This window comes from Pseudomonas sp. P4_C8 (assembly GCF_056401975.1).
Map to the genome: position 1 here is coordinate 53,942 of NZ_JBFUIH010000034.1, position 17,905 is coordinate 71,846.

17 protein-coding genes are annotated in these 17,905 nt (G+C 59.1%); 7 read left to right on the top strand and 10 right to left on the bottom strand.

Annotation, left to right across the window (positions count from 1 at the left end):
• Window positions 1–59: 59 nt before the first annotated feature.
• From AC1DWM_RS20950 to AC1DWM_RS20960, 3 genes are all read left to right on the top strand, one after another.
• The gene (locus AC1DWM_RS20950) at window positions 60–335 is read left to right on the top strand and encodes a polyhydroxyalkanoic acid system family protein (protein ID WP_223519922.1); all 276 of its coding nucleotides are present in this window, start codon (window positions 60–62) and stop codon (window positions 333–335) included.
• A 226-nt stretch (window positions 336–561) separates the two neighbouring features.
• Window positions 562–984, top strand: a complete 423-nt coding sequence (locus AC1DWM_RS20955) for a phasin family protein (RefSeq protein WP_477796021.1) — start codon at window positions 562–564, stop codon at window positions 982–984.
• A gap of 10 nt (window positions 985–994) precedes the next feature.
• Complete coding sequence (locus tag AC1DWM_RS20960; RefSeq protein WP_477796022.1) at window positions 995–1,810, top strand: phasin family protein; 816 nt, start codon at window positions 995–997, stop codon at window positions 1,808–1,810.
• A 178-nt stretch (window positions 1,811–1,988) separates the two neighbouring features.
• On the opposite strand, the gene AC1DWM_RS20965 is transcribed toward AC1DWM_RS20960, so the two are convergent.
• The 9 genes from AC1DWM_RS20965 to argS form a co-directional block, all read right to left on the bottom strand.
• Complete coding sequence (locus tag AC1DWM_RS20965; protein ID WP_223519926.1) at window positions 1,989–2,609, bottom strand: TetR/AcrR family transcriptional regulator; 621 nt, start codon at window positions 2,607–2,609, stop codon at window positions 1,989–1,991.
• A gap of 59 nt (window positions 2,610–2,668) precedes the next feature.
• The gene (gene phaC / locus AC1DWM_RS20970) at window positions 2,669–4,351 is read right to left on the bottom strand and encodes a class II poly(R)-hydroxyalkanoic acid synthase (RefSeq protein ID WP_223519928.1); all 1,683 of its coding nucleotides are present in this window, start codon (window positions 4,349–4,351) and stop codon (window positions 2,669–2,671) included.
• A 121-nt stretch (window positions 4,352–4,472) separates the two neighbouring features.
• Window positions 4,473–5,333: a poly(3-hydroxyalkanoate) depolymerase gene (gene phaZ / locus AC1DWM_RS20975; RefSeq protein WP_223519930.1), complete on the bottom strand. Its 861-nt coding sequence runs from the start codon at window positions 5,331–5,333 to the stop codon at window positions 4,473–4,475.
• Between the two features lie 157 nt (window positions 5,334–5,490).
• Complete coding sequence (gene phaC / locus AC1DWM_RS20980) at window positions 5,491–7,170, bottom strand: class II poly(R)-hydroxyalkanoic acid synthase (protein ID WP_223519932.1); 1,680 nt, start codon at window positions 7,168–7,170, stop codon at window positions 5,491–5,493.
• A 259-nt stretch (window positions 7,171–7,429) separates the two neighbouring features.
• The gene (locus AC1DWM_RS20985) at window positions 7,430–7,807 is read right to left on the bottom strand and encodes a gamma-butyrobetaine hydroxylase family protein (protein ID WP_223519934.1); all 378 of its coding nucleotides are present in this window, start codon (window positions 7,805–7,807) and stop codon (window positions 7,430–7,432) included.
• A gap of 119 nt (window positions 7,808–7,926) precedes the next feature.
• A complete protein-coding gene (hslU, locus tag AC1DWM_RS20990) occupies window positions 7,927–9,267 on the bottom strand; it encodes an ATP-dependent protease ATPase subunit HslU (protein WP_477796023.1) in 1,341 nt (446 codons plus the stop codon).
• A 55-nt stretch (window positions 9,268–9,322) separates the two neighbouring features.
• Window positions 9,323–9,853 (bottom strand): ATP-dependent protease subunit HslV, encoded by a 531-nt coding sequence (gene hslV, locus AC1DWM_RS20995; RefSeq protein ID WP_046031180.1) that lies wholly within the window; start codon window positions 9,851–9,853, stop codon window positions 9,323–9,325.
• Between the two features lie 231 nt (window positions 9,854–10,084).
• Window positions 10,085–10,795 carry an SPOR domain-containing protein gene (locus tag AC1DWM_RS21000; RefSeq protein ID WP_223519938.1) on the bottom strand — a complete coding sequence of 237 codons (711 nt, stop codon included), beginning with the start codon at window positions 10,793–10,795 and terminating at the stop codon, window positions 10,085–10,087.
• A 1-nt stretch (window position 10,796) separates the two neighbouring features.
• Window positions 10,797–12,533 (bottom strand): arginine--tRNA ligase, encoded by a 1,737-nt coding sequence (argS, locus tag AC1DWM_RS21005; RefSeq protein ID WP_477796024.1) that lies wholly within the window; start codon window positions 12,531–12,533, stop codon window positions 10,797–10,799.
• On the opposite strand from argS, the gene AC1DWM_RS21010 reads away from it, so the two are divergent.
• Window positions 12,532–12,654 carry a hypothetical protein gene (locus tag AC1DWM_RS21010; protein WP_263288380.1) on the top strand — a complete coding sequence of 41 codons (123 nt, stop codon included), beginning with the start codon at window positions 12,532–12,534 and terminating at the stop codon, window positions 12,652–12,654. The genes argS and AC1DWM_RS21010 overlap by 2 nt on opposite strands.
• A 101-nt stretch (window positions 12,655–12,755) precedes the next feature.
• On the opposite strand, the gene AC1DWM_RS21015 is transcribed toward AC1DWM_RS21010, so the two are convergent.
• The gene (locus tag AC1DWM_RS21015; RefSeq protein WP_223519942.1) at window positions 12,756–14,975 is read right to left on the bottom strand and encodes a primosomal protein N'; all 2,220 of its coding nucleotides are present in this window, start codon (window positions 14,973–14,975) and stop codon (window positions 12,756–12,758) included.
• A 290-nt stretch (window positions 14,976–15,265) separates the two neighbouring features.
• Between AC1DWM_RS21015 and rpmE the strand changes: the two genes are divergently transcribed.
• From rpmE to AC1DWM_RS21030, 3 genes are all read left to right on the top strand, one after another.
• A complete protein-coding gene (gene rpmE, locus AC1DWM_RS21020; RefSeq protein WP_007899231.1) occupies window positions 15,266–15,496 on the top strand; it encodes a 50S ribosomal protein L31 in 231 nt (76 codons plus the stop codon).
• Between the two features lie 14 nt (window positions 15,497–15,510).
• Window positions 15,511–16,311 (top strand): thermonuclease family protein, encoded by an 801-nt coding sequence (locus AC1DWM_RS21025; RefSeq protein ID WP_477796025.1) that lies wholly within the window; start codon window positions 15,511–15,513, stop codon window positions 16,309–16,311.
• A gap of 182 nt (window positions 16,312–16,493) precedes the next feature.
• Entirely contained in the window at window positions 16,494–17,762 is a 1,269-nt protein-coding gene (locus AC1DWM_RS21030; protein ID WP_046031175.1) for a malic enzyme-like NAD(P)-binding protein, read from the top strand.
• Window positions 17,763–17,905 lie beyond the last annotated feature (143 nt).

Sequence of the window (17,905 nt, forward strand, 5' to 3'; positions counted from 1 at the left end):
TTTGACGCAGTAATGCTCAAGATGCTTCAGGAAAGTATCCATAAAGCAGGAGTCATTCGATGGCCCATATTAGTGTTGAACGTGCCCACGGCCTGGGCAAGGAAGCGGCCCGCGAGATGGCCGACAAGCTGGCGCAGAAACTGTCCGATCAATATGGCCTGGAGCCGCAGTGGTTCGGTGACACATTGAACCTCAAGCGCTCCGGCGTGAAAGGCGCGGTGCATGTCAGCGAAGATTCGATCCGCGTCGAGGTGGAGTTGGGGCTGATGATGTCGGCCATGAGCGGCATGATCAAATCGGAAATCGAAAAGGCCCTCGATAAAGCGCTCGCCTGACCCTCGCTTTTTTGTAGGAGCAAAGCTTGCTCGCGATGCAGGCACCTCGACATTTCTGTCGCACCGCGTGGATGCCATCGCGAGCAAGCTTTGCTCCTACAGGTTTTTGGCATCAGCGATTTGTGTCAGTTGTTAGGGTGCCGTTTCTAATTTTTCTCCCTACTTTGTGCCTGAGCCCGACACTTGCGCGGGCAGTTCCTCAAACCTTCTGCGCGTGAGGTGCACCATGGCTAAAGTAATTTTGAAGAAAAAAATCGACGCATCGACCGCTGTTCTGGGCGACGTTAAATCCTATGCCCGCAAGATCTGGCTGGCAGGCCTGGGTGCCTACACCAAGGTCGGCCAAGAGGGTGGCGAGTACTTTCAAGAGTTGATCAAGGCTGGTCAAACTGTTGAAAAGAAAGGCAAAAAAGTAGTAGCCGAAAAACTTGAAGCCGCTAATGCCGAGATCGTTGAAGCCAAGAGCGAAGTGAGTACTTTCAAAGGCAAGGTCGAAGTTCAACTCGACAAGGTCGAGAAGGCTTTTGACTCGCGTGTCGCAAGTGCCTTGAATCGTATCGGCATTCCGTCTAAACATGACGTTGAGACACTCTCTGCTAAGCTCGATGAGCTGACGGCATTGCTCGAACGCGTCGCGCGTAAATCTTAAGGAGAACGGGATGGCTGGTAAAAAGAACACCGAAAAAGAAGGCAGCTCGTGGATTGGGAAAGTCGAAGACTACTCCCGCAAAATCTGGCTGGCTGGTTTAGGTGTGTACTCGAAGATCGACACTGACGGCAGCAAGCTCTTCGATACATTGGTCAAAGACGGCGAGAAAGCCGAGAAGCTCACCAAGAGCGCTGTCGGCAAGAAAGTCGACGCTGCCAAGGATTCTGCTACTTCGGCCAAGTCGCGTATCAGTGGCGTTAAAGATCGCGCACTGGGCAAATGGGACGAGCTGGAAGGGGCTTTCGACAAGCGTCTGAACAGTGCTATTTCGCGCCTCGGTGTACCGAGCCGCAACGAAGTGAAAGCACTGCACAGCAAGGTCGACACCCTGACCAAGCAAATCGAAAAACTCACTGGTGCCAAGGTTGCGCCTGTTGCGGCGAAAACCGCAGCGGCAAAACCAGCGCCTAAAACCGCTGCCAAGCCACTGGCAAAAGCGGCTGCTAAACCAGCGGCCAAGCCTGCTGCCAAAACTGCCGCAGCCAAGCCAGCGGCCAAACCGGTTGCTGCTAAACCTGCGGCCAAAACCGCAGCCGCCAAACCGGCAGCCAAGCCAGCAGCAAAACCTGCTGCCGCGAAGAAGCCAGCGGTGAAAAAACCGGCAGCGCCGAAAGCTGCCGCACCAAAACCAGCAGTGGCTGCTGCCAAACCGGCAACTCCGGCAACTCCGGCCGCCCCGGTCAGCGCATCGAACTCTGCTACCGCGCCGACCCCTGCTGTAACCCCGACTGTAGCGCCAGCAACGACGCCAACCAGTCAGTCCTGATTTTTAGGGCTCAAAAAAACGCCCGGCCTGCAAAGGTCGGGCGTTTTTGTTTGTACTCGGTTCAATGAGCGACGCATCCCTCTGTAGGAGCCGAGCTTGCTCGCGATGGCGCCATGTCAGCCAATATTAATGTCGACTGACACGACGCTATCGCGAGCAAGCTCGGCTCCTACAGTGGTTATTCGTGGGCTTCCAGGTATTGAAGTGCCATCTGTTCGGTCGCGACCTTGATCGGTGGCAACAAGTGCGGCGCCACCAGCATCATGATCTGATACACCACCAGTCTCACCTCACCCTCACGATCCAGAATCCGCTGGTAGTCCAGTGAGAACAGCAGCGTCATGGTGATCTGCTCTACTAACTGCCCCAACGCTTGCGTATCGCTGACCAACTGCCCCTGGGCCTTTAACCGCGCGAGCAACGATGCCAGTGTGCGCTTCAGCGCATTGAGCAGGTTGCGTATGCCCTTGGCCAGTTTTGGCAGACGTCCGGCGAGGTTCGACAGGTCCTGGAACAGAAACCGGTAATGCGCCAGGCGTTCGACGATCAGGTGCAGGAACAGCCAGTAATCGTCCGGTGTCAGTTCGACATCGGAGGGTGGGTCGAGCAACGGTGTCAGTTCAGACTGAAAGCGTTCGAACAACCCGAGAATCAGCGGCTCCTTGCCGTGAAAGTGGTAGTAGAGGTTGCCGGGGCTGATGCCCATCTCGTTGGCAACTTCCATGGTGGAGACGTTCGGTTCGCCTTTCTGATTGAACAACTGCAAAGCACATTCGAGAATCCGGTCGCGGGTTTTCATCCAGTCTTCTTAATGGTCGAGTCAGGCCACGGCCAGCGTCGGCCGTGGTGGGTTGAACGTCAGCGCACACGCACGTAAGTACCGGGTGCTGCCTCCTGCGGTGGATAGTTCTGATTGCCAAGGGTTGTGTGGGTTTCTTTTAGCGCGCCAGAGCGTTGTTGAATCCACTCCAGCCATTGCGTCCACCAACTGCCGTCGACTTGCTTGGCGTCGTAGTACCAGGCCCGTGGATCGCTGCTCAATTTCGCGCCTTCGACGTAGTTGGCTTTCGGGTTGCTCGGCGGGTTGAGAATGCTCTGCACGTGACCGCTATTGGACAGCACGAAGCGTCGCTCGCCACCCAGCAGCAGTGTCGAGCGGTACACGGCATCCCATGGCGTGATGTGGTCGTTGATGCCCGCGACGCTGAAGCTGTCGACGGTGACTTTCTGCAAGTCGATGGGTGTACCGCACACTTCAAGGCCGCCCGGATGGCTCATAGGGTTGTGTTTGAAGAAGTCCAGCAGATCGCCATGAAAGGCCGCCGGCAATCGTGTGTTGTCGTTATTCCAGTAGAGGATGTCGAACGCCGGCGGTTCTTTGCCGAGCAGGTAGTTATTGACGAAATAACTCCAGATCAAGTCGTTGGGACGCATCCAGGCGAACACCTTGGCCATGTCGCGACCCTCCAGCACACCTTTCTGATAAGACTTGCGCTTGGCCGCCTCAAGGGTTTGTTCGTCGGCGAAAAGCGTCGCCGGGGAGTCCATTTGACTGTCGAGCAAGCTCACCAGATAGGTCGCGCTGGACACTCGCCGCAGCTGTCGCTTGGCCTGCAAGTGGCCTTGCAGCGCGGCGATGGTCAGCCCGCCGGCGCACGCGCCCATCAGGTTGACCTCGCGCGCACCGGTGATCGCCCGGCAGACATTCATGGCTTCTTCCACGGCTTCAACATACGTGGAAAGCCCCCATTCGCGATGGCGCACATCCGGATTGCGCCAACTGATCATGAAGGTTTGCAGGCCGCTCTTCAGGGCGAACTGAACGAAGCTGTTATGCGGGCTCAGGTCGAAAATGTAGTACTTGTTGATTTGCGGCGGCACCACCAGCAGCGGTTTTGAATACTGTTTCTCGCTCATCGACTTGTACTGGATCAGCTCCAGCAGTTCGTTGCGAAACACCACGGAACCGCTCGTGGTGGCAACGGTTTTACCCACTTCGAACGCTTGCTTGGTGACTTGCCGGGGTAGGCCGTCGTTGTGCAAGAGGTCGTCGACCAGATGGCTGATGCCACGCACCAGGCTGTTGCCGCCGGAGTTGAAGATCTCCTTGATCGCCAGCGGATTGAGCAAGGTGTTGGACGGCGATACCGCATCGTTGAGCAAGGCAAACGCAAAGTGCGCGCGGGCGCGATCATCGGGGGACATCGCACTCTCGTCGATCCAGCTTTTGACCTGTTTCTGCCAGCTCAGGTAAGCCTGCAGGCTGCGGCGATAAAAAGGGTTGAGGCTCCACGCCGGGTCGTTGAAACGACTGTCTTGCGGGTTGGTCGGGTGCAAGGTTTCACCCAACAACACGCGGCCCAACTGACCGCCCAGTTTCAAGGCGTGTCGGGCGCTGTGCACCGGATTGCGCAAGCCGTGGGCCGCCACACTGCGCAGGGTCGAAAACAGATCCCGGCCACGCAGGCCGGTAATTGCACTCTGTGCGTTGATGAACGCGGCGGGAGTGGGTAAATGGTCTCTCGCTGGTTTGTCGCGCATGTCTCAACACTCCTTCGTTTCAAGCCAAAAACAAACACACTGAACCGTTCACCATAGACGCTGTTGTGGGTTGTTGCGCGGCGCGGCGTCCTGCCGGCCACCAGGCAAAAGCCTTCGTCCTTTAACCGCGTGACGGCGACGGATGTGGATGCGGATGCATCACGGCACGCTGACGTTCTTCTTCGAGGAATTTCATGATGATCGGTGCTACCGCTTCGGCGCGAGTAATCAGGAACAGATGCCCGTCATCGATGATGTGCAACTGGGCATTGGGAATTCGCCAGGCCAGTAAACGCATGTTGATCAGCGGGATCAGCGGATCGTCGTCGCCGGCCAGCACCAAGGTTGGCTGATTGATCTTGTGCAGCCAGTGAATGCTGGTCCAGCCAAAGCCGGCAAACAGTTGCCAGTAATAACCGAGCTTGCCCGCCGAACGGACTTTCGCCGCGTGGCTGGCCGCCAGGGTCGGATCTCGACGGAACGCGCCGCCATAGATCATCGGTGCAATGCGGATCACGTGAGACGGCTGGATGTAGCGCCGTGGGCTGGCCATCATCCATAGCACTTTCGGTTTGCCCGGCACCATCACTGCGCCAGCTGCCGTGGCCGCCAACACGAGTTTCTTGCAACGCTCGGGATAGTCATACGCAAACTGCTGCGCAAGGGCACCGCCCCAGGACACGCCAATCACATTGACTTGTCCGTAGTCGAGGTAGTCGAGCATCCGCGCCGTGAGTTTCGCCAGGCCCGGAAAGCGATAAGGTCGACTCGGTGTCGACGAGCCGCCGACACCGGGTACGTCGAAAGCAATCACTTCCAGGTCCGGGTCCAGCGCCGCGACGAACGGAAACACCAGCTCCAGGTTGGCGCCGATGCCGTTGAAAATCAGCAAGGGCGTCAAGTGAGGCTTGCCGGGGCGTACCGCCGTGCGGAGGGTCTGGCCATCCAGGTCGATGGTACGAAAAATGAACGGTTGCGGCATGCTTCAGGCCTTGTGGGTCGCTATCTCAATTTCACCCCCCGATCCCCTGTAGGAGCTGAGCTTGCTCGCGATAGCGCCGTGTCAGCCAATATTAATGTTGACTGACACAACGCTATCGCGAGCAAGCTCGGCTCCTACAGGGCGCGAGGTGTGTCAGTTACCGCTCATGGACATAAGTGCCTGGCGCTGCTTCGCCGGCGGTGTAGGTTTTGTTGCCCAGGCTGGCTGGCGCCTTTTTCAACTTGCCCCCACGCTCGGCTTGCCATGCCTGCCAGTGCAGCCACCAGGAATCGGTGTGCTTGGTGGAGTTCTCTTGCCACTCTTCGGCCTTGACCGGCATCTCGCTGCTGGTCATGTAGCGTGATTTCGGATTGCCCGGCGGGTTCAGAATGCTCTGGATATGCCCGCTGCTCGACAACACGAATTCGACCTTGCCACCAAACAGTTGCGCTGACTTGTAGCAGGACTTCCATGGGGTGATGTGGTCGGTGGTGCCGGCCAGGCAATAGATGTCTGCGGTGACTTGTTTCAGGTCAATCGGCGTACCGCACACTTCCAGTGCATTGGGGCGGATCAGTGGATTACTTTTGAACATCTCGATCAGGTCGCCGTGGAACGCGGCCGGCAACCTTGTGGTGTCGTTGTTCCAGAACAGGATGTCGAACACCGGCGGTTCGTTGCCCAGCAGGTAGTTGTTGACCCAGTAGTTCCAGATCAAGTCGTTGGGGCGCATCCAGGCAAAGACTTTCGCCATGTCGCGGCCTTCCAGCACACCGGCCTGATAGGACTGGCGCTTGGCGGATTCCAGGGTTTGCTCGTCGACGAACAGGGCGACGTCGCTGTCCAGGGTGGTATCCAGCACGCTGACCAGCAGCGTCAGGGAGTTGACCTTTTTCTCGCCGATTGCCGCGTAATGGCCCAGCAGCGCGGTGCAGGTGATGCCACCGGAGCAGGCGCCGAGCATGTTGATGTCTTTGCTGCCCGTGATGGCGCTGACCACATCGACCGCTTCCTTGAGCGCTTCGATGTAGGTCGACAGGCCCCACTCGCGCTGCTCCTTGGTCGGGTTGCGCCAGCTGACGATAAAGGTCTGCAGATTACTGCGCAGGCAGTAGCGCGCCAGGCTCTTCTCGGGGCTCAGGTCGAATACGTAGAACTTGTTGATTTGTGGCGGCACCACCAGCAGTGGGCGCTCGTGCACTTGCTCGGTGGTCGGCTTGTACTGGATCAGCTCCAGTACATCGTTGCGGAACACCACGGCGCCTTCGGTTACGCCCAGGCTCTTGCCAACTTCGAATGCGCCCATGTTGACCTGGCTCGGCATGCCGCCGTTGTGCACCATGTCCTTGGCCAGATGCGAGAGGCCGTCGAGCAGGCTTTTGCCGCCGGTTTCGAAGAAGCGTTTGACCGCCGCCGGGTTGGCCGCCGAGTTGGTCGGGGCCATGGCTTCGGTCATGAGGTTGATCACGAAGTGTCCGCGAGCGACATCTTTGGGCGACAGATTACTGTCGCCGATCCAGTCGTGGAGCTCCTTGCGCCACGCCAGGTACGTTTGCAAATAACGTCGATAGAGCGGGTTCTGAGTCCAGGCCGGATCGTTGAAGCGGCGGTCTTCGGGTGTCGGTTGAAGCTCGGATTTGCCGAATACCACGTTCTTCAGTTCAAGGCCGAAATGGGCGACATGCTTGGCACTGTGAATCGGTTGTTTGATGGCCTGTCTGAGCACCATGCGAGCAGAAGCCAAAAGATCCTTTCCGCGCAGCCCAACGACTGGATTCAGCCCCAAGGTGTTTTCCGAGGCTTGTGATTTCAAGTCATCGTTATTCTTATTACTCATCTACGACGCTCCATTGCCCTGAGACGAGTACCTGGGGCTGACTTTTTTCGTCAAACAGTCTTTGCCAGGTACTGCTACTTGGGTGACCGATAATTCTGCATCGCTGCTTTTTAGTTCAGAGAGCATTGCAGGGAACTTGCCAGTTCCATTGGTTACCCGAGTTTAATTTTTTTCGCAAGCAGGCCAATCATTGGCCTTTGAGCCGAGCATTCAAACAGATGAAATTAGAAAATGCCTTCTAAAGAGCAAAAGGGCCGATTTAGAGCATCAGCTTGACGATGGATTCGTTCGGATCGCGGGTTTTTCCGGCGGCTTTGAGCTCGGCAAGATAGTCTTCCCAGAGTGCGTCATAACGTCGCGCAAGTTCGTAAAGGTATTCCCAGGTGAACAGGCCGCTGTCGTGGCCGTCGTCGAAGGTCAATTTCAGTGCGTACTGACCGGCCGGTTCTACCTTGGACAGGCCGACGTTGATCTTGCCAAATTGCAGGATGGGTTTGCCGTGGCCCTGGACCTCGGCGGAGGGAGAGTGCACGCGCAGGAACTCGGCGGGCAGGTGATATTCCTCGCCGGACGCGTATTTCAGCGACAGGGTTTTCGAGGCTTTGTGCAGTTTGATGTCGGTGGGGAGTTGGGTCATGACCTGGAGTCCGTCTGTAGGCGCGTGGTCTGACTCCTGTAGGAGCACGGCTTGCCGGCGATGGCGATCTCAAGTGCGCCATTGCCAGCAAGCTGTGCTCCTACAGAGGGTCGCTTGGCTTACAGGATATAACGGGACAGGTCTTCGTTCTGCGCCAATTCGCCCAAATGGCTGTTGACGTAGTCGGCGTCGATCATGATCACCTTGCCGTCATGGGCGCTGGCCAGATCACCGGCGCTGAACGACACCTCTTCAAGCAAGCGCTCAAGCAAGGTGTGCAGGCGACGGGCACCGATGTTCTCGGTCTTCTCGTTGACCTGCCAGGCGATCTCGGCAATGCGCTTGATGCCGCTCGGCTGGAACTCGATGCCCAGGCCTTCGGTTTTCAGCAGGGCACAGTATTGCTCGGTGAGCGATGCATGCGGCTCGCTGAGAATGCGCTCGAAATCTTCCGGCGTCAGCGCCTTGAGTTCGACACGAATCGGCAAGCGGCCTTGCAGCTCAGGCACCAGGTCGCTCGGCTTGCTCAGGTGGAACGCACCGGAAGCAATGAACAGGATGTGGTCGGTCTTGACCATGCCCAGCTTGGTGTTGACGGTGCAGCCTTCGATCAGCGGCAGCAAGTCACGCTGTACGCCTTCACGGGACACATCGACGCCACCGGAATTACCGCGCTTGGCCACCTTGTCGATTTCGTCGATGAACACGATGCCGTGCTGCTCGACCGCTTCCAGTGCCTTGGCTTTCAACTCTTCTTCGTTGACCAGGCGACCGGCTTCTTCGTCACGCACCAGTTTCAGCGCTTCCTTGACCTTGAGCTTGCGGTTTTTCTTCTTGCCCTTGCCCATGTTGGCGAAGAGGCTCTGCAACTGGTTGGTCATTTCTTCCATGCCCGGTGGCGCAGAGATGTCGACGCCGGCCATTTCGGCGACTTCGATTTCGATCTCCTTGTCGTCCAGCTGACCTTCGCGCAGGCGCTTGCGGAACAGCTGGCGGGTGTTGGAATCAGCCGACGGTGCAGCGTCTTCGTTGCTGAAACCCATGCGTGCCGGTGGCAGCAGGGCGTCAAGGATGCGCTCTTCAGCGGCATCTTCGGCGCGGTGGCGCACCTTGGTGATTTCCTGTTCGCGCAGCAATTTGATCGCAGCGTCAGCCAGGTCACGAATGATCGATTCAACGTCGCGGCCCACATAGCCGACTTCGGTGAACTTGGTCGCTTCGACTTTGATGAACGGCGCGTTGGCGAGTTTGGCCAGGCGACGGGCGATCTCGGTTTTACCGACACCGGTCGGGCCGATCATCAGGATGTTCTTTGGGGTTACTTCAACGCGCAGCTCTTCAGGCAGCTGCATCCGGCGCCAGCGGTTACGCAACGCGATGGCGACGGCGCGCTTGGCATCGTCCTGGCCGATGATATGGCGGTTGAGTTCGTGGACGATTTCACGGGGAGTCATGGACATAGTATTTAGCGGACCTCAAGCAAGAATGAGCCGTGGCGCAATGGCCAACACGGGCTTACTCGGCGCAGTCCTGCTCCTCAATGGTCTGGGTGTGATTGGTGAATACGCAGATGTCGGCGGCGATGCCGAGAGCGGTTTCGACGATTTCCCGGGCCGACAGATCGGTCTTCTTCAGCAGTGCGCTGGCAGCGGCCTGGGCATAACCGCCGCCGGAACCCATGGCGATCAGGCCTTCTTCAGGCTCAACCACATCGCCATTGCCGGTAATGATCAGGGAGGCGTCTTTGTTGGCGACTGCGAGCATGGCTTCGAGACGGCTGAGGGAGCGGTCGGTGCGCCATTCTTTGGCGAGTTCGACGGCGGCGCGAACCAGGTGACCTTGGTGTTTCTCAAGCTGGCCTTCGAAACGTTCGAAGAGGGTGAAGGCGTCAGCCGTGGCCCCGGCAAAACCGGCGATAACCTGGCCGTGGTACAGGCGGCGAACTTTCTTCGCGTTGCCTTTCATCACGGTATTGCCGAGAGAAACCTGGCCGTCGCCGCCCATGACGACTTTGCCGTGGCGGCGAACTGAAACGATGGTGGTCAAGGGAGAGTCTCCACGCAGCGGGGCGAAAATGCCTTATGCCAACTCATATGGGGGTGGTGGAGCGTATTTCAACTGTGGGGTGAGGCGAGGGACGAGCGGTTGGCAGCGGGTGATGGATGTTTTGTCGGGAAGGGCGCCTTCGCCGGCAAGCCGGCTCCTACAGGGATTGACGAATATTCTGTAGGAGCCGGCTTGCCAGCGATGAACGATGATGCGGTATCACTGACGGGATCAGCGGCTCTGGCGTTGTTGTAACAACAGGTTGCTAAACCCTGCGCCGGCCAGTTGTTTCTGAGCCGTGGTCAGTTGTTCGCGGTTGCTGAACGGCCCGACCAAAACGCGATACCAGGTCTCATCCTTTACCGTGCCGGACTCAACCGCCACCGACTGACCCAGCAGAATGATCTGCGCCCGAACCTTGTCTGCGTCAGTTTGTTTGCGGAACGAACCAGCCTGCAGGAAGAACTTGGTCACTGGCGCTGCTTTTGACACCGGTGGCGCTGGCGGCGGTGTAATCCCGGCCAGTGCAGCCTGAGCCCGCGCTGTATCGATCTTCGCCGCTTCCGCAGGCGTCACCGGCGTGGTCGGAATCGCCGGCACTTGCGGCGTCGGCAGGGTTTTCTCCGGCACGGCATCCGGCGGCACGATCACTTCCGATTCCGGCAGCAGGGTATAGAAGTCGTACTTCGGCTTCACCGGTTGCGTCGGGCTCGGCGGGGTCTTGTTGGCCTCGGCGATCTTGGTGGCTTTCTGTTGCTGCTCCACCTTCTCGCGCTTGACCGTGTCGCTGCCTTTGCCGGGTTCCAGTTTCATCAGGAAGACGATGAACGCGCCGACCGTCAGGCCGATGGCCATCCACAGCCAGCCCGGAATCGGCTGTTTTGCAGGGGCTTGGTAACGGCTGGCGCCACGCTTGGGTGCAGGTTTTTTCTTGGCAGCCAACTTACATACGCTCCAGAGTTTCCAGACCCAAGAGTTCCAGGCCTTGCTTGAGAGTGCGGCCGGTCAGTGCGGCGAGGCGCAGACGGCTCTGCATTTGCGCCGGAGTGTCAGCGCTGAGGATCGGGCAGTTCTCGTAGAAGCTGGAGAACAGGCCGGCCACATCGTACAGGTAAGTGCAGAGGATATGCGGCGTGCCTTTGTCGGACACGTTGTTCAGTATTTCGCCAAACTGCGCCAGTTTGGCAGCCAGTTCGTGTTCGTGGGCGGCTTCCAGCACGATCTGGCCTTCGACTTCTGTGAAGTCCTTGCCCAGTTTGCGGAACACGCCGGCGACGCGGGTGTAGGCGTACAGCAGGTACGGCGCGGTGTTGCCTTCGAAGTTCAGCATCAGGTCGAAGTTGAAGCTGTAGTCGCTGGTGCGGTGCTTGGACAGGTCGGCGTATTTCACCGCGCCAATGCCCACCACCTTGGCGATGTTGCGCAACTCGGCTTCGGCCAGCTCTGGGTTCTTGTCCTTCACCAGGGTGTAGGCGCGTTCCTGGGCTTCGGTCAGCAGGTCGATCAGCTTCACGGTGCCGCCATCGCGGGTCTTGAACGGACGGCCATCGGCACCGTTCATGGTGCCGAAGCCCATGTGTTCCATGTCCATCGGGTGTGTCACGAAGCCGGCCTTGCGCGCCACGGCGAACACTTGCTGGAAGTGCAGGGCCTGACGCTGGTCGACGAAGTACAGCGCGCGATCAGCCTTGAGCTTGCCGCTGCGATAACGCACGGCCGCCAGGTCGGTGGTGGCGTAGAGGTAGCCGCCGTCTGCCTTGACGATGATCACCGGCAGCGGGTCGCCGTCGGCGTTCTTGAACTCGTCGAGGAACACACACTGGGCGCCATTGCTCTCAACCAGCATGCCGGCGGCCTTGAGGTCGTTGACCACATTGATCAGGTCGTCGTTGTAGGCACTTTCGCCCATCACGTCGGCCATGGTCAGTTTGACGTTCAGCAGTTCGTAGATTTTCTGGCAGTGCGACAGGGAGATGTCTTTGAACTTGGTCCACAGCGCCAGGCAATCCGGGTCGCCGGCTTGCAGCTTGACCACCAGGCCACGGGCGCGATCAGCAAACTCTTCGGATTCGTCGAAGCGCTGCTTGGCCGCACGGTAGAAGTTTTCCAGGTCCGACAGCTCGTCGCTGGTGATCGGGTTTTCCTGCAGGTACGCCATCAGCATGCCGAACTGGGTGCCCCAGTCGCCCACGTGGTTCTGACGGATCACTTCGTCGCCGAGGAATTCCAGTACTCGCGCAACACCGTCACCGATGATGGTCGAGCGCAAATGGCCGACGTGCATCTCTTTGGCGAGGTTCGGCGCCGACAGGTCGACCACGGTGCGCTGCACCGGGCCGGCCTTGCGCACGCCGATTTGTTCGTCGGCGAGTGCGGCGTCAAGGCGAGTGGCCAGGGCCTGGGTGTTCTGGAAGAAGTTCAGGAAGCCCGGACCAGCGATTTCGGTTTTGCTGACGTTTTCATCAGCCGGCAGCGCAGCGATAATTTTTTCCGCCAGGTCACGCGGCTTCATGCCGGCCGGTTTGGCCAACATCATGGCGATGTTGCTGGCGAAGTCGCCGTTCTTCTTGTCGCGGGAGTTTTCCACCTGGATCGCCGGCGACAGGCCTTCAGGCAACACACCTTCGTTGACGAGTTGGGTGATGGCTTGTTGGATCAGCTGGCGAATGGTGTCTTTCATGGTGGTCTCTTTCGACCGCAAGCGCGGTACGCGCTTCGATGCGCTGGTGGAAAAACTGGGCATTATCCGTGGCGAAGACGGGCTTGCCAACTATAGCGGGCTGGTTATGGATATGTGGTGACAAATCGACCGCCTTCGCGAGCAGGCTCGCTCCCACATTGATCGCGTGAGCGCCACAGAACCCCTGTGGGAGCGAGCCTGCTCGCGAAAGCGATCTCAAAATCAATACAAATCCACCGGATCGACATCAAGAGACCAACGCACCGCCCGTCCGCTCGGCATCTGTTCCAACACCAGCAACCAACTGCTCAACAACCGATGCAGTGGCGCCCGTGCCGTAGCCTGCAACAACAACTGTGCTCGATAACGTCCGGCGCGGCGCTCCATCGGCGCGGGCACCGGCCCCAGCAGCTCGATTCCGGTCAGGCCTTGCTCGGCCAATAAACGCTCGGCCTCGCTGCACGCTTCATCAAGAAACCCTTCGGCTTGCCCCGGTTTGTGCGCTTCCGCGCGCAGCAGCGCCAAATGGGCAAACGGCGGTAATCCAGCGGAGCGGCGTTCGCTCAACGCTTGCTCGGCAAAAGCGAAATACCCTTGCTCGGTCAGTTGCACCAGCAGCGGATGGTCCGCCAGGTGCGTCTGGATGATCACTTTGCCCGGCTCTTCCGCTCGCCCGGCGCGACCGGCGACCTGAACAATCAATTGCGCCATGCGCTCGCTGGCGCGGAAGTCGCCGGAGAACAGCCCGCCGTCGGCGTCGAGAATCGACACCAGCGTCACCCGTGGGAAGTGATGCCCTTTGGCAAGCATTTGCGTGCCCACCAATATGCACGGTTGGCCCTTTTGAATGGTGGCGAACAGCTGATTCATCGCGTCCTTGCGCGACGTGCTGTCACGATCGACCCTCAGCACCGGGACGTCCGGGAATAAAATCGCCAGCCGTTCCTCGGCGCGCTCGGTGCCGGCGCCCACGGGCCGCAAATCGACTTTGCTGCATTTCGGGCAGCGCCGGGGTACGCGTTCGACGTAGCCGCAATGGTGGCAACGCAGCTCGCCGGAGCGCTGGTGCACAGTCATCCGCGCATCGCAGCGCTGACATTCAGACATCCAGCCGCAGTCGTGACACAGCAGTGTCGGCGCAAAGCCGCGACGGTTGAGGAAAACCAAGACTTGCTGGCCGGCGGCCAGTGTTTGGCCGATGGCTTGCTGCATCGGCCCGGAAATACCGCTGTCCAGCGGGCGACTTTTTACATCCAGGCGCAGGAAGCGCGGTTGCTTTGCGCCACCCGCCCGTTCGTTCAGCCGTAGGAGGCCGTAACGGCCGGTGTAGGCGTTGTGCAGGCTTTCCAGTGAGGGCGTGGCGGACCCGAGGACAATCGGGATGTTTTCCTGTCGGGCACGGACCAATGCAAGGTCTCGGGCGTGATAGCGCAAACCTTCCTGCTGTTTATAGGAGCCGTCGTGCTCTTCGTCGATGATGATCAGGCCGGGGTTTTTCATCGGCGTGAACAGCGCCGAGCGGGTGCCGATAATAATGTCGGCGTCACCGTCCCGAGCGGCGAGCCAGGCTTCGAGGCGTTCGCGATCATTGACCGCCGAGTGGATCAAGGCGATGCGCGCATTGAAGCGCTGTTCGAAGCGCGCCAGGGTTTGCGGGCCGAGGTTGATCTCCGGGATCAGCACCAGCGCTTGTTTGCCAGCCTCAAGAGTTTCGCGGATCAGCTGTAAATAGACTTCGGTCTTGCCGCTGCCGGTGACGCCGGCCAGCAAAAACGCGTGATAACTGTCGAACCCGGCGCGGATGGCTTCATACGCCGCGCGCTGCTCCGGGTTCAGCGGTAATTCCGGTTGCGCCAGCCAGTGCTCGTGACGCGCGCCGGGGGCGTGTTTGCGGATTTCTACCTGCACCAGGTCTTTGGCCAGCAACAAATCCAGGCTGTCTTTGCTCAACATCAGCTTGCTCAGCAATTGATGAGCAACGCCGTGGGGATGTTGGGCCAGCGTCGCCAATGCTTCGCGCTGGCGCGGTGCGCGGGCAATGCGCGGATCATCCAGGCTGGCGCCCGGCGCGGCAGACCAGAAGCGTTCCTGGCGCGCTTCAGCCAGTTCGCCCTGACGCAGCAACACCGGTAGCGCCCAACTCAAGGTATCGCCGAGGCTGTGTTGGTAATACTGGGAGGTCCACAGGCACAGCTTGAACAGCGCCGGTGGCAGCGGTGGCGTGGCGTCGAGCAGGGCCAGCGCAGGTTTGAGCTTTTCCACCGGCACTTCGCTGGTATCGGTGACCTCCACCAGAATCCCGATCATTTCCCGTCGTCCGAACGGCACCCGCAGGCGCATGCCGGGATGCAACTGGGCGCGCAGGATCCCGGCCGGGGCACGGTAATCGAACAGGCGGCGCAGGGGCGAAGGCAGGGCGAGGCGCAAAATGGCGTCGGGCACGCGGGGGGATCTCGATCAGCAGGCGGTAAAAAGGATCAGGCACATAACCTTGTAGAAGTGAGCCTGCTCGCGATAGCGGTGTTTCAGACGACATAAACGTTGAATGACAGATCGCTATCGCGAGCAGGCTCACTCCTACAGGGGATCGCGTATTGGGTCGGGAGCCTAGCAGACGACTGGTTTGAGGGACAGCTTGCGTGATTGGCGATGTCTGGTAGAATCCGCGGCCTAATTACGTGCGGTATTCAACAATAGTGTTGAGTGGCGGCACGCTAGCCTGAGGAATCATCATGAAAGCCGATATCCATCCAACATACGAAATCACCGCAGTTACCTGCAGCTGTGGCAACAAGTTCGAAACTCGTTCGAACCTGGCCAAGCCTCTGGCGATCGACGTATGCAACGAGTGCCACCCGTTCTACACCGGTAAGCAGAAGACTCTGGATACTGGCGGTCGTGTACAGCGCTTCGCAGACCGTTTCGGCGCTTTCGGCAAGAAAGCTCCAGCTGCTGCAGAGTAAGGTTGAAGGGCCCGATGGGCTTTTCCTTGCTGTTGAAAAAGGCGTCCCTTGCGGGCGCCTTTTTTGTGTCTGCGATTTGGCTGACCGGCGCCCAGGCCTTCTGCCCGACGCCAAGCGGGCTGACATCGGTTACGGTGCAGCGGGTGGTGGATGGCGACACCTTGCGCCTGAGCGATGGCCGCAGTGTGCGCATGATCGGCTTGAATACGCCGGAGCTGGCCAAGCAGGGCCGTTCCGACGAGCCGTTTGCCGTGATCGCGCGCAAACGTCTTGAAGCGCTGGTGGCGGCCAGCAATGGGCGCGTCGATTTGCTGCCGGGTAAAGAAAACAAGGATCGCTACGGTCGCACGCTGGCCCATGTCTATGGCGCTGACGGTGCCAATCTCGAAGCGCAGATGCTTGCCGAAGGCTTGGGTTTTCAAGTAGCGGTGGCACCCAATGTTGATTTGGTCAGTTGCCAGCAAGCCGCCGAACGCAGCGCCCGGGAGGCCGGCCTTGGCGTATGGCGGCAATCCCCTGTATTGAAAACGGAGCAGATCAGCGTTTCTGGTTTCGCCGTGCTCAGCGGTCGTGTGAGCAATGTTCAGCGCAATCGCGGTGGGGTTTGGATCGAGTTGCAGGACTCGGTTGTATTGCGCGTTGCACCCAATGTGCTCGGACAATTCGATGTCTCTGCGCTGGAAAAGCTCAAGGGCAAGCAGATTGAGGCGCGTGGCTGGGTGCTGGATCGTTCGCGTCACGGCGAATTGAAATCCGGGCAGGCACGTTGGCTTCTTCCGCTCACCGATCCGTCGATGTTGCAGACGGCGCAGTAAGAAAGAATTGTAGACATTTTTGTTGTCGATTGTGAACAGTCAATCCCTTGTGTTCCGTGGCTCTTGGCCCAAAGTCGTAAGGCCGGGCGCTTGACAGGGGTGACTGGTCAGTCTTGTGGGGATTTTGCGAGGCGCGTATCCTCGCTGACCAGTCTGTCCCACAGTAAAAGCGGAATGCCAAAATGTCTGATCTGAAAACTGCCGCTCTCGAATATCACGCCCATCCTCGTCCAGGGAAGCTGAGTGTCGAGCTCACCAAGGCCACCGCTACCGCCCGCGACCTGTCGCTGGCTTACAGCCCCGGCGTAGCCGAACCAGTACGCGAAATCGCCCGCGATCCTGAACTGGCCTACAAATACACCGGCAAGGGCAACCTGGTGGCAGTCATTTCCGATGGCACCGCGATTCTCGGCCTGGGTAACCTCGGCCCATTGGCTTCCAAGCCTGTGATGGAAGGTAAAGGCGTGCTGTTCAAGCGCTTCGCCGGCATCGACGTTTTCGACATCGAAGTCGACTCCGAAAGCCCGCAAGCCTTCATCGACACCGTCAAGCGCATCTCGATCACCTTCGGTGGCATCAACCTGGAAGACATCAAGGCACCTGAGTGCTTTGAGATCGAACGCGCTCTGATCGAACAGTGCGACATTCCGGTATTCCACGATGACCAGCACGGCACCGCAATTGTTACCGCGGCCGGCATGATCAACGCCCTGGAAATCGCTGGAAAAACCCTCGCTGACGCCAAGATCGTCTGCCTGGGCGCCGGTGCGGCCGCCATCTCCTGCATGAAATTGCTGGTGAGCATGGGCGCCAACATCGAAAACATCTTCATGGTTGACCGTACCGGCGTGATCCACTCCGGCCGTGACGACCTGAACCAGTACAAGGCTGTCTTCGCTCACGCGACCGACAAACGCACCCTGGCTGACGCGCTGACCGGTGCTGACGTGTTCGTTGGCCTGTCCGGCCCGAACCTGCTGAGCGCTGAAGGCCTGAAGTCCATGGCGGCCAACCCGATCGTGTTCGCGTGCTCCAACCCGGATCCGGAAATCTCCCCGGAACTGGCTCACGCCACCCGTGACGACGTGATCATGGCCACCGGCCGTTCGGACTACCCGAACCAGGTGAACAACGTACTGGGCTTCCCGTTCATCTTCCGTGGTGCCCTGGACGTTCGCGCCAAGCGCATCAACGAAGAAATGAAAGTGGCTGCGGCCAACGCCCTGCGTGAACTGGCCAAACTGCCAGTGCCTCAGGAAGTGTGCGACGCCTACGGCGGCATCAAACTGGAATTCGGCCGTGAGTACATCATTCCGAAACCAATGGATGCCCGTCTGATCACCCTGATCTCCGATGCCGTGGCCAAGGCTGCTATCGAGACCGGCGTAGCGACCCTGCCGTATCCGAAGAACTACCCGCTGAAAAGCGTGGATGACGTGTTCAACGGCTAAGCCGTTGTAGCGCTTCAACCCAAAAGCCCCGGCTCTTATTGAGTCGGGGCTTTTTTATGTCCGCAAGTTTGTGGGTGACTGTGATGGCCTCTTCGCGAGCAGGCTCGCTCCCACATTTGTCCGATGAGTACATGAATCTGGAG

Bases quoted from the DNA above. Each gene is read 5' to 3' on its own strand.
- phaC (WP_223519932.1), bottom strand. From the start codon at position 7,170: ATGAGTAATAAGAATAACGATGACTTGAAATCACAAGCCTCGGAAAAC.
- AC1DWM_RS20960 (WP_477796022.1), top strand. From the start codon at position 995: ATGGCTGGTAAAAAGAACACCGAAAAAGAAGGCAGCTCGTGGATTGGG.
- rpmE (WP_007899231.1), top strand. From the start codon at position 15,266: ATGAAAGCCGATATCCATCCAACATACGAAATCACCGCAGTTACCTGC.
- argS (WP_477796024.1), bottom strand. From the start codon at position 12,533: ATGAAAGACACCATTCGCCAGCTGATCCAACAAGCCATCACCCAACTC.
- AC1DWM_RS20955 (WP_477796021.1), top strand. From the start codon at position 562: ATGGCTAAAGTAATTTTGAAGAAAAAAATCGACGCATCGACCGCTGTT.
- phaZ (WP_223519930.1), bottom strand. From the start codon at position 5,333: ATGCCGCAACCGTTCATTTTTCGTACCATCGACCTGGATGGCCAGACC.
- hslU (WP_477796023.1), bottom strand. From the start codon at position 9,267: ATGTCCATGACTCCCCGTGAAATCGTCCACGAACTCAACCGCCATATC.
- AC1DWM_RS20950 (WP_223519922.1), top strand. From the start codon at position 60: ATGGCCCATATTAGTGTTGAACGTGCCCACGGCCTGGGCAAGGAAGCG.
- AC1DWM_RS20985 (WP_223519934.1), bottom strand. From the start codon at position 7,807: ATGACCCAACTCCCCACCGACATCAAACTGCACAAAGCCTCGAAAACC.
- phaC (WP_223519928.1), bottom strand. From the start codon at position 4,351: ATGCGCGACAAACCAGCGAGAGACCATTTACCCACTCCCGCCGCGTTC.
- AC1DWM_RS21025 (WP_477796025.1), top strand. From the start codon at position 15,511: ATGGGCTTTTCCTTGCTGTTGAAAAAGGCGTCCCTTGCGGGCGCCTTT.
- AC1DWM_RS21030 (WP_046031175.1), top strand. From the start codon at position 16,494: ATGTCTGATCTGAAAACTGCCGCTCTCGAATATCACGCCCATCCTCGT.
- AC1DWM_RS21010 (WP_263288380.1), top strand. From the start codon at position 12,532: ATGGTGGTCTCTTTCGACCGCAAGCGCGGTACGCGCTTCGATGCGCTG.
- AC1DWM_RS20965 (WP_223519926.1), bottom strand. From the start codon at position 2,609: ATGAAAACCCGCGACCGGATTCTCGAATGTGCTTTGCAGTTGTTCAAT.